This is a genomic window from Micromonospora sp. DT68, assembly GCF_049847245.1.
Taxonomy (GTDB): domain Bacteria; phylum Actinomycetota; class Actinomycetes; order Mycobacteriales; family Micromonosporaceae; genus Micromonospora; species Micromonospora profundi.
The window spans coordinates 484,168-492,681 of sequence record NZ_JBNCNZ010000003.1 but is presented as its reverse complement, the minus strand read 5'-3'; the positions used below and the strand labels follow the sequence as shown (position 1 = coordinate 492,681).

9 protein-coding genes and 1 rRNA gene are annotated in these 8,514 nt (G+C 69.7%); 5 read left to right on the top strand and 5 right to left on the bottom strand.

The genetic code is table 11. The annotated features are described in order from the left end of the window. Positions 1-73: ribosomal RNA gene (locus ACPXB1_RS08540) — 16S ribosomal RNA — on the bottom strand; the annotation flags it as partial. Positions 74-732: 659 nt separating this feature from the next. Then, entirely contained in the window at positions 733-978 is a 246-nt protein-coding gene (locus tag ACPXB1_RS08535; RefSeq protein WP_355587062.1) for an SCO4848 family membrane protein, read from the bottom strand. Positions 979-1,134: 156 nt separating this feature from the next. Between ACPXB1_RS08535 and ACPXB1_RS08530 the strand changes: the two genes are divergently transcribed. The 5 genes from ACPXB1_RS08530 (at position 1,135) to ACPXB1_RS08510 (ending at position 5,260) form a co-directional block, all read left to right on the top strand. Then, a complete protein-coding gene (locus ACPXB1_RS08530) occupies positions 1,135-1,605 on the top strand; it encodes a PRC-barrel domain-containing protein (protein WP_425735019.1) in 471 nt (156 codons plus the stop codon). A 261-nt stretch (positions 1,606-1,866) separates the two neighbouring features. Then, on the top strand, positions 1,867-2,925 hold the full coding sequence (gene trpS / locus ACPXB1_RS08525) for a tryptophan--tRNA ligase (protein WP_355587067.1): 1,059 nt from the start codon (positions 1,867-1,869) through the stop codon (positions 2,923-2,925). Between the two features lie 120 nt (positions 2,926-3,045). Continuing rightward, a complete protein-coding gene (locus ACPXB1_RS08520) occupies positions 3,046-3,390 on the top strand; it encodes a YciI family protein (RefSeq protein WP_355588409.1) in 345 nt (114 codons plus the stop codon). Between the two features lie 3 nt (positions 3,391-3,393). Beyond that, a complete protein-coding gene (locus ACPXB1_RS08515; protein ID WP_355587069.1) occupies positions 3,394-4,650 on the top strand; it encodes an RNA polymerase sigma factor in 1,257 nt (418 codons plus the stop codon). Positions 4,651-4,669: 19 nt separating this feature from the next. Next, positions 4,670-5,260 (top strand): HAD family hydrolase, encoded by a 591-nt coding sequence (locus tag ACPXB1_RS08510; RefSeq protein ID WP_355587071.1) that lies wholly within the window; start codon positions 4,670-4,672, stop codon positions 5,258-5,260. Positions 5,261-5,264: 4 nt separating this feature from the next. Here the strand turns inward: ACPXB1_RS08510 and ACPXB1_RS08505 are convergent, their stop codons facing one another. The 3 genes from ACPXB1_RS08505 to ACPXB1_RS08495 form a co-directional block, all read right to left on the bottom strand. Next, on the bottom strand, positions 5,265-6,236 hold the full coding sequence (locus ACPXB1_RS08505) for a quinone oxidoreductase family protein (RefSeq protein WP_355587073.1): 972 nt from the start codon (positions 6,234-6,236) through the stop codon (positions 5,265-5,267). Between the two features lie 100 nt (positions 6,237-6,336). After that, positions 6,337-7,185 (bottom strand): DUF916 domain-containing protein, encoded by an 849-nt coding sequence (locus ACPXB1_RS08500; protein WP_355587074.1) that lies wholly within the window; start codon positions 7,183-7,185, stop codon positions 6,337-6,339. 35 nt (positions 7,186-7,220) lie between these two features. Next, positions 7,221-8,438 carry a HupE/UreJ family protein gene (locus ACPXB1_RS08495; protein ID WP_425735018.1) on the bottom strand — a complete coding sequence of 406 codons (1,218 nt, stop codon included), beginning with the start codon at positions 8,436-8,438 and terminating at the stop codon, positions 7,221-7,223. Between the last annotated feature and the right edge of the window lie 76 nt (positions 8,439-8,514).

The following is an 8,514-nucleotide window of genomic DNA, read 5'->3' as shown; positions in this document are numbered from 1 at the left end:
CTTTCCGCTCGACTTGCATGTGTTAAGCACGCCGCCAGCGTTCGTCCTGAGCCAGGATCAAACTCTCCAACAAAAAATTGTGTTGAACAGCAAACCCTGACAACAAACAAATTGTTGCCAAAGGAATCCCAACCAACCAAACCAAACGGCCTGGCCAGTCCGGGGTATAAATCATAATTGGCACTGGCTTTACAAAGCACCCTGTTGAGTTCTCAAAGAACAACCACACACCGGTCAGACGGCCCCGATCCCGGGGCCCCATCTCGGGGCTTTTCGTTCCGATGCCCGCCGCTCTCGCGCCGGGCACTTTTACTACGTTACCTCACCGTCTGCGCCGTGTCAAACCGTGTGTCCCGGTCTGTCGTGCTTGGTACGGGTTGGTCCCGGCGCGCTCACGCAGCAGCGAACCGCTGCGTCAGATCGTCGGATTTGGCAGGCCGGCCGCCGCAGTTTCCTGCGGGCTTGCCCGGTGCCCTGCCGGGGGTGAACCTTACCCGGTCGGTCTCGCTGCGCCAAATCCGCCTCGCGGCTGATCCGGCGAGCCCCGCCCGGACCGCGTCGCACAGGAGCGAACCCCTGCTTGACTCGGTGCCAGTACGTTTCGGCGCTTCGGAACTTTCGTCCCGTTTGCCCCGTTCCGCGCTGGCAGAGAGAAAGTTACGCGTCCGTGGGTTTGATCGTCAAATCCGTGGGTAGCGGTCCGCGTCACACTCACGCCCCAGCGAAGGACGCCTACCGCCGGCGGGCGACCAACCAGGCCCGGATGCCCAGTACACCGACTGTCGTGCCGATGACCAGGGACGCGGCGATCAGCAGCACGTGCACCCAGAGAAAGCTCGTGCCGGCGCCGTCGGCCACCGTGCCGGACGCCCAGGAGCGCGGGTCCTGCCAGATGGCGACAGCGAACCTCGGCCAGATCACCCAGGTCCAGATCCCGACGCCGACAAGGAAGAGAGCCCATCCCCGTGACAACACCATGGCAGTCGAGTATGCCAGCGGCCCTGCTCAACAGCCTGATCACGGACGCGGGCCGGCGACGACGCGGGCGCACGGTCGGCTACGCGTTCGTTTCCGGAGACGGCCCGGTGGGCACTGCGAGAGGGGACAGCTTGTCGCCGTCCACCGGAGGTGCCCATGCAACCCTCGATCTTCAATCCCTGGGCCTGGCGTGACCCGTCCGCCCTTGCTGGCGGGTACGGCCAGACCACCCCGTCGGTCACACCGCCGCAACGTCAGGACGGTGGGGACGGCCGCCCGGACGCACCCGGACCCGGAACGCCCGTGGACCTGGTGGGCTACCAGGTGCAGGCGAGTGACGGGCGCATCGGCACCATCGACGAGGCGAGCGACGAGGCCGATGCCGGGTACCTGGTGGTGGACACCGGACCGTGGATCTTCGGTCAGAAGGTGCTGCTGCCTGCCGGCACTGTGGCCGAGGTGGACCACCAGGAACGCGTCGTACACGTCGACAGGACCCGGCAGGAGATCAAGGACGCTCCGCCCTTCGACGCGGAGCAGATTGACCAGGAGTACCGGGACCGCGTCGGCAACTACTACAGCGACAGGTACGTTCCGCCCCCCGGGTCGCAGCCGCGGGTAATCTGAGCCCGTGGTCCAGACGGGCAGCTGCACATCGGAGACGGTCGACGATCTCCTGACCGTTGTGGTGCCCGCGTTCCCGACCAGCTCTGGCGACGGCCGTGAGCAGCTCCTGGATGTCCTCCGTGCCGGTGGTCTGCGCTACCGCGCCGGCGCGCGATGGCGGACGGCTCGCTGAGTCGATCCCGCCGACCGAGCGGGGCGGATTCGCCCCGCTCGACGCGCGCCCACGCGTAGCCCACCTTCCCGCACGAAAGGCACACCATCATGTCCGTCCCACGCATGCTCACCGGCGACCGGCCAACCGGCCGCCTGCACCTCGGCCACTACGTCGGCAGCATCGCCAACCGGGTGCGGCTGCACCAGCGGTACGAGAGCTTCTTCATCATCGCCGACCTGCACATGCTCACCACACGCAACCGTCGCGAGGACATCGACAAGGTCTCCGGCAACGCCCGGGAGATGGTGACCGACATCCTCGCCGCAGGCGTCGATCCGGACCGCGCAACCTTCTACCTCCAGTCGGCCATCCCGGAGGTGGGCGACCTCAACACCCTGCTACAGAACCTGGTGACCGTGCCGCGCCTGGAACGGGTGCCGTCGCTCAAGGACATGGCCCGCGACGCTGGCAAGGAGGAGATGCCGTACGGGCTGCTGGGTTATCCGGTGCTCCAGGCCGCTGACATCCTCTGCGTGAAGGGTGAGGTGGTCCCGGTCGGCAGGGACAACGCCGCGCACGTCGAGGTGACCCGGGAGATCGCCCGGCGGTTCAACCATCTGTACGGGCAGGTCTTCCCGGTGCCCGAGCTGATCCAGGCGGACACACCGAGTCTGGTGGGCACCGACGGCGCGGCGAAGATGAGCAAGAGCCGGGGCAACACGATCGCCCTCTCCGACGACCCGGCAACTGTGCGCCGGAAGGTGCGCGGGATGTACACGGATCCGAACCGGGTACGGGCGGACGTACCGGGATCGGTGGAGGGAAATCCCGTCTTCGCGTACCACGAGGTTTTCAACTCGGACCGCGACGAGGTCGCGGACCTGGCCCGGCGGTACCGGGCCGGGCAGGTGGGTGACGTGGAGGTCAAGGAACGGCTGGTCGTGGCGCTGGAGCGGTTCCTGGCGCCGATCCGGGAGCGGCGGGCGGAGATCGAGGCGGACCGTGGGCTGGTCGACCGGCTGATCGTCGAGGGCACCGAACGGACCCGGCAGGTGGTGCGGCATACCCTGGTGGAGGTACGCCGGGCGATGGGGTTGACCGGCGCGTACCAGCAGGTGCGGCGGCGGGCCGAGCGGAGCCGGCGCCGGACGGACGCCCCGGCCTGAGACCGTCGGAGGGCGGGCCGCGAAAGTTCTCCGACTGCCGTGTCGACATCCTCGGGCTTCGTTCGTCGTCATGCTGTACGGCGACCCTGCCGCACCGAGAGGAGCCAAAACGTGAAGTACATGCTGCTGTACATGAGCGCCGCCACCGACGCGGAGGCCGGCGATCAGTGCACCTTCGAGGACTGGATCCGCTACGAGCGGGAGATGAAGGATGCCGGGATCTGGGTGTCCGGGCACCCGTTGCAGGACCTGACGACGTGCACGAGCGTGCGGGTCGGCGCGGACGGCGAACGCACGATCACCGACGGGCCGTTCGTCGAGACCCGCGAGGTGCTCGGCGGGTACGACATCATCGACGTCCCGGACCTGGACGCGGCGCTGAAGTGGGCGGCGCGCAGCCCCGGAGCCACCGGCGGCGCGTCGGTGCAGGTGCGTCCGATCGCCGAGATCCCGGTCGGGGTCTGACACGTGCGCGGCGAGGGGGCAGCCGTCGGCTCGTCCGTGGAGGCGGTGTTCCGGGAGGAACGCGGACGGCTGCTCGCCTCGCTCGTGCACCGGTTCGGCGACCTGGACCTGGCCGAGGAGGTCACCTCCGAGGCCATCGAGGCGGCGTTGGTGCACTGGCCGGCCGAGGGTGTCCCGAGCCGGCCCGGCGCGTGGCTGCTCACCACTGCCCGCCGCCGCGCCGTGGATCGGCTGCGTCGCGACCGGGTGCTGGCGACCCGGCTCGCGGTGCTCCAGGCGGAGGCCGAGCGGGCCGGGCCCGCTCCGCCCGCCGATGCCGACCGTGACCTGCCCGACGACCGGCTGGCGCTCTTCTTCACCTGCGCGCATCCGGCCCTTCCCTCCCAGGATCGCGGGGCGCTCACCCTGCGCTTCCTCGCCGGTCTCACCACGACCGAGGTCGCGCGTGCCTTCCTGGTGCCGCCGACGACAATGGCCCAGCGACTCGTCCGGGCCAAGCGGAAGATCCGGGACGCACGTATCCCGTTCCGGGTGCCCGGCGCCGACGAGTTGCCCGAGCGGCTGCCCACGGTGCTTCAGGCCGTCTACTCGATCTTCACCGAGGGGTACGCGGCAAGCTCCGGCCCGGACCTGCAGCGGACCGACCTCACCGAGGAGGCGATCCGGCTGGCCCGGATCCTGCGCCGGCTGCTGCCCGGCGAGCAGGAGGTCGCCGGGCTGCTGGCGTTGATGCTGCTCACCGACGCCCGGCGCGCCGCGCGGACCGGCCCGGACGGCGAGGTCGTCCTCCTGGACGACCAGGACCGCACCCGCTGGGACCACGCGATGATCGACGAGGGTCGGGCGTTGGTGCTGGTAGCGCTCACCGGAGGGCAGCCGGGCCCGTACGGGGTGCAGGCGGCGATCGCCGCGCTGCACGACGAGGCCGCCGACGTGGCAAGCACCGACTGGCCGCAGGTGGTGGCGCTCTACGACGTGCTGCTCACCATGGTCCCCTCGCCGGTCGTGGCGCTCAACCGGGCTGCCGCCGTGGCGATGCGGGACGGGCCGGAGGCGGGGCTCGCGCTGTTGGACGAGTTGGCCGACGATCCACGGCTGCGCGGCTACCACCTGTATCCGGCGACCCGCGCCGACCTGCTGCGCCTGCTCGGCCGCAACGACGAGGCCGCGGCGTCGTACCGCAGCGCGTTGGCACTTGTCGGCACGGAGCCGGAACGGGCGCACCTGCTGCGCCGGCTGGCGTCCGTGGCGGACGACTGAAGCGCTGTACCCTTTCCCGGTGAGTCTGCCTCTGCCTCCGGGTGAATTCGCCGCGTACCTGTTCGACTGCGACGGCACCATCATCGACTCGATGCCGCTGCACTATCTGGCCTGGCAGCATGCCCTCGACGAGTGGGGCTGCGAGTTCCCGGAGGACCTGTTCTACGCGTGGGGCGGGCGGCCGGCAATCGACATCGTCGTGGCCCTGAACGAGCAGCACGGCCTGCGCATGCCGGTGGCGACAGTCATCGAGAACCGTGAGCGCTACTACCAGGAGTTGTTGCCGCAGCTGGCCGCCGTGCCGGAGGTGCTGGCGCACATCCACGACGCGCACCGGCGGGTCCCGTTCGCCGTCGTCTCCGGCGGCACCCGGGCGTCGGTCACCGCCTCGCTCAACGCGCTCGGTCTGCTGGACCGCTTCGACGTGCTTGTCTGCGCTGACGACTACACGCGTGCCAAGCCGGACCCGGAGGCGTTCCTGCTCGCGGCGCGGCAGCTGGGCGTACCCCCGGACTCCTGCCTGGTCTTCGAGGACACCGACCTGGGCATCCAGGCCGCGACCGCGGCGGGCATGGCGTCGGTACGCGTGCCGCAGCAGCGCACCCCCTGACGTCTCAGGCGATGGTCAGCAGCAGCTTGCCCAGGTAGGAGGTCTCCAGGCGCTGGTGCGCCTCCCGTACCTTGCCCAGCGGGAACTTCTCGGCGACGTGCACAACGAACGGCCCCGCCTCGATCAGTTCGTTGAGGCGCTGCATCTGGCGGGGATTGGAGACACCGTCGTACGCGCGGACCTGCACGCCGGGCCGTTCGCTCGGCTCCGGTCGCACGCCGTGGGCGAACGCGACAGCGCCACCGTCGGCCAGCGCCTCGGTGAGGCGGTCGAGCGTTTCGCCTCCGGCCATCGCGAGGATGCCTGCCACCCCGTCGGGTGCCGCGTCCCGGATCCGCGCGAGCAGCTCGGTGGTGTCGCCGTGGCCGTCGAGGGACACGTCGGCACCGAGCCGGGTCACCAGAGCCACCCCGTCCGGGCCGGACGCGACGGCGATCACGTTGAGCCCCTGCCGCTTGGCCAACTGGACCGCCAGGTGGCCCTGACCGCCGCTCGCCCCGAAGATCAGCAGCCAGGCGCCGGACGGCAGGTCGAGGGCGTCCAGCCCCGCCAGGGCGGTAAGCGCGTCCGTGGACAGGGCACCGGCGTGCTCGGCCGGCACACCGTCGGGCACCTTCGCCACGTACTCCGCCTTCGCCACCGCGTACTCGGCGTAGAAGCCGCCCTTGGGTCGGGTGGTGGCGGAGACGTAGACCAGGTCGCCCTCCGCGATGCCGGTGACCTGGCTGCCCACTGTGACGATCGTCCCGGCGCCGTCGGAACCGGGCACGATCGGAAACGCGGTGCCCTCGGGCACCAGCACACCCTGCCGCTCGTACACGTCCCACACGCCCACGCCAGCGCTCAACACCTTGATCAGCACCTCGTCGGCGGCGACCTCCGGCACTGGCAGTTTCCGCAGGGTGATCACTTCCGGCCCACCGAACTCGTCGAGGGCCGCGACCTGCATCCGCTCTGGCACATCCCCGTCAATCATCTGGAATCCCCTCCGTGCCGGCGTCATCCGTCGCAGCATGCCGGCTACGCGATGCTGCCGGCCCTCGGCTGGGCGGTGTTCACCCACAAGGGGCCGGGCGTCAGGCCGTCTGCGTGCCCTGACCGCGCAGCGCCTTGGCGACGGCGTCCCGGACCCGGGCGTCCTCCCGCGTCCTGCGCTGGGACCGGCTGCGCCGCCGGTACAGGAGAGCACCCACGAGTACGGCGATCAGGGCGACCACTGCCAGCGTCAGCGTCCAGGGCACTGCCCATCCGTGCGCCGTGGCCTGGACGGGCTTGAGCGAGGTGGTGGAGCCGGACACGTCGGTGAGCAGGGGTGTGACGGTTGCGGTCGACGCGAGCCGGACCGCGGGGGTCACGCCGTGCACGGGCACCGTCACGTCCCAGCTCTCGCCGGGAAGCAGTTCCGGTGGCGCGGCGATCTCGTCGGCCCGTACCCGCAGGATGCCGAACGGGCCCGAGACCGAGACGTCCTGCTGGCCGGACAGGGCCGCGTTGCCGGTGTTGTGGATCCGGTACGAGACTGTCGCGTCGCCAGTGCCGAACGGATTGAGCGTGCCGTCGTAGCGCACGTGGAAGTCCTCGATGGCGAGGTTCGGCGTGAGTTCGCCGCCGACGCGCAGCTTGATCCGGATGCCGAGGCGACGGTCCACGTTGATGCCCTCGGCCTGGTTGGCCTGGGTCAGCGCGGTGAGGACGCCACCGACGTAGTCACCGGGCGTGGCGTTGCCGGGAACGCTGATCCGGAACGGGACCTGCGCGGTCTTTCCGGGCTGGATCACCACGCTGTCGGTGCCGGCGTGCGCCCAGGCGCCGATCGCGACGGACTTCTTGTCCCTGGTCAGCAGGTCGAGCTGGCCGGCGTCGGTGGTGAACCCGTCGGCGGCGTACACGGACAGCTTCAGTGCCGCAGTGCCGCGGTTGGCCACCAGATGGCTGCACTTCCCGAACTAATCAGCTCTGCTCACGACCCGGAAACGCGCTGCACAAACCAGACCAGCCCCATAATGCACACGCCTGCCGAAACAGCGCCGGTCACCCAGACGCCGGCTTTCGGCGTACGACGGCGCAGCACGAGCAGCAGCGGGAAGACGACGGCGATGATCCCCAACTGGACGACCTCGATGCCGATGTTGAACACCAGCAGGGACCACAGCAGCGTCCACGACCACGCCTCGTCGATGCCGAGCGCGCCAGCGAAACCCAGCCCGTGCACGAGGCCGAAGCAGAACACCACGCCGAGGCGGATCCAGCCGGCCCGGTCCAGGCTGAAGTGACCGTGCCCGGGAGTCTCCAGGTCGCCGGCGTGCTCACCGCGCCGCCAGATTCCCCACAGGTGCCAGCCGGCGACGACGGCGATCGACAACGCGATGACCGGCTCCACGATCGTCCCCGGCACCTCGACCAGGCCGAGGGCCGCCAGCATGAACGTCACCGAGTGCGCCACTGTGAAACTCGTGGCCGCGAGCACGATCTCCCGAAGACGCCGCGACCCGGCGATGAGCGCCAGCAGGAACAGGATGTGGTCGATGCCGGACAGCAGATGCTCGGCGCCGAGCAGGAAGAACTCCCCGAACCGCTCGTACCAGGCCTGCGCCGTCGAGAAGGAGGGATGGTCGGCGTCGAGCGCCGCGCTGCCGGAGCGACCGTCGATCTCGTAGGTGACGACCGTCTTGGTGCCCTTGACGTAGCCCTCGCCGTCGGGGAACAGACCGCTGCGCACCTCGTGCTCGTCGGCCCCTCCGGTGCAGGTCCAGTCCAGCACCAGAGTCGCGTACGGCACGCCCTCGCGCTCGCCGATCGTCGGGTCGCCCACCTGACCGGGCCGGCAGGCCGCACCCCCCGCGTCGACCGAGAAGCGGTCGGCGACGTACCTCAGCACTGTCGCGGTGTGAGCCTTCAGCGCCGCTGCCTGCGCCCCCGTGTCGCCCGCCTCGAAGGCGGCGGTGCCGGCCCTGAAGAGCGGATCGTCGTCGCCGGCATCGGCGGCCGACACGACGAGAAGGTCGTATTCGAGCTCCACAGCCGTGCGAACGTGACCCTCGTCTCCGGCGAATATTCTGGCGTACACAGTGGACGAGAAACCGTGCGCTGACGCCGCCTGGACGCCCAGAAACGGAAACACCGCCAGAGCGATTCCGACAGCAACGACGACAACGGTACCGCGGACGTGCCCTGACATGTGACTCCCTCGGTTGGCCAGTGCACGTTGCATGTCGTGGGTAAACAGCAAACCGCCCGTCGACGAACCGCCGGAG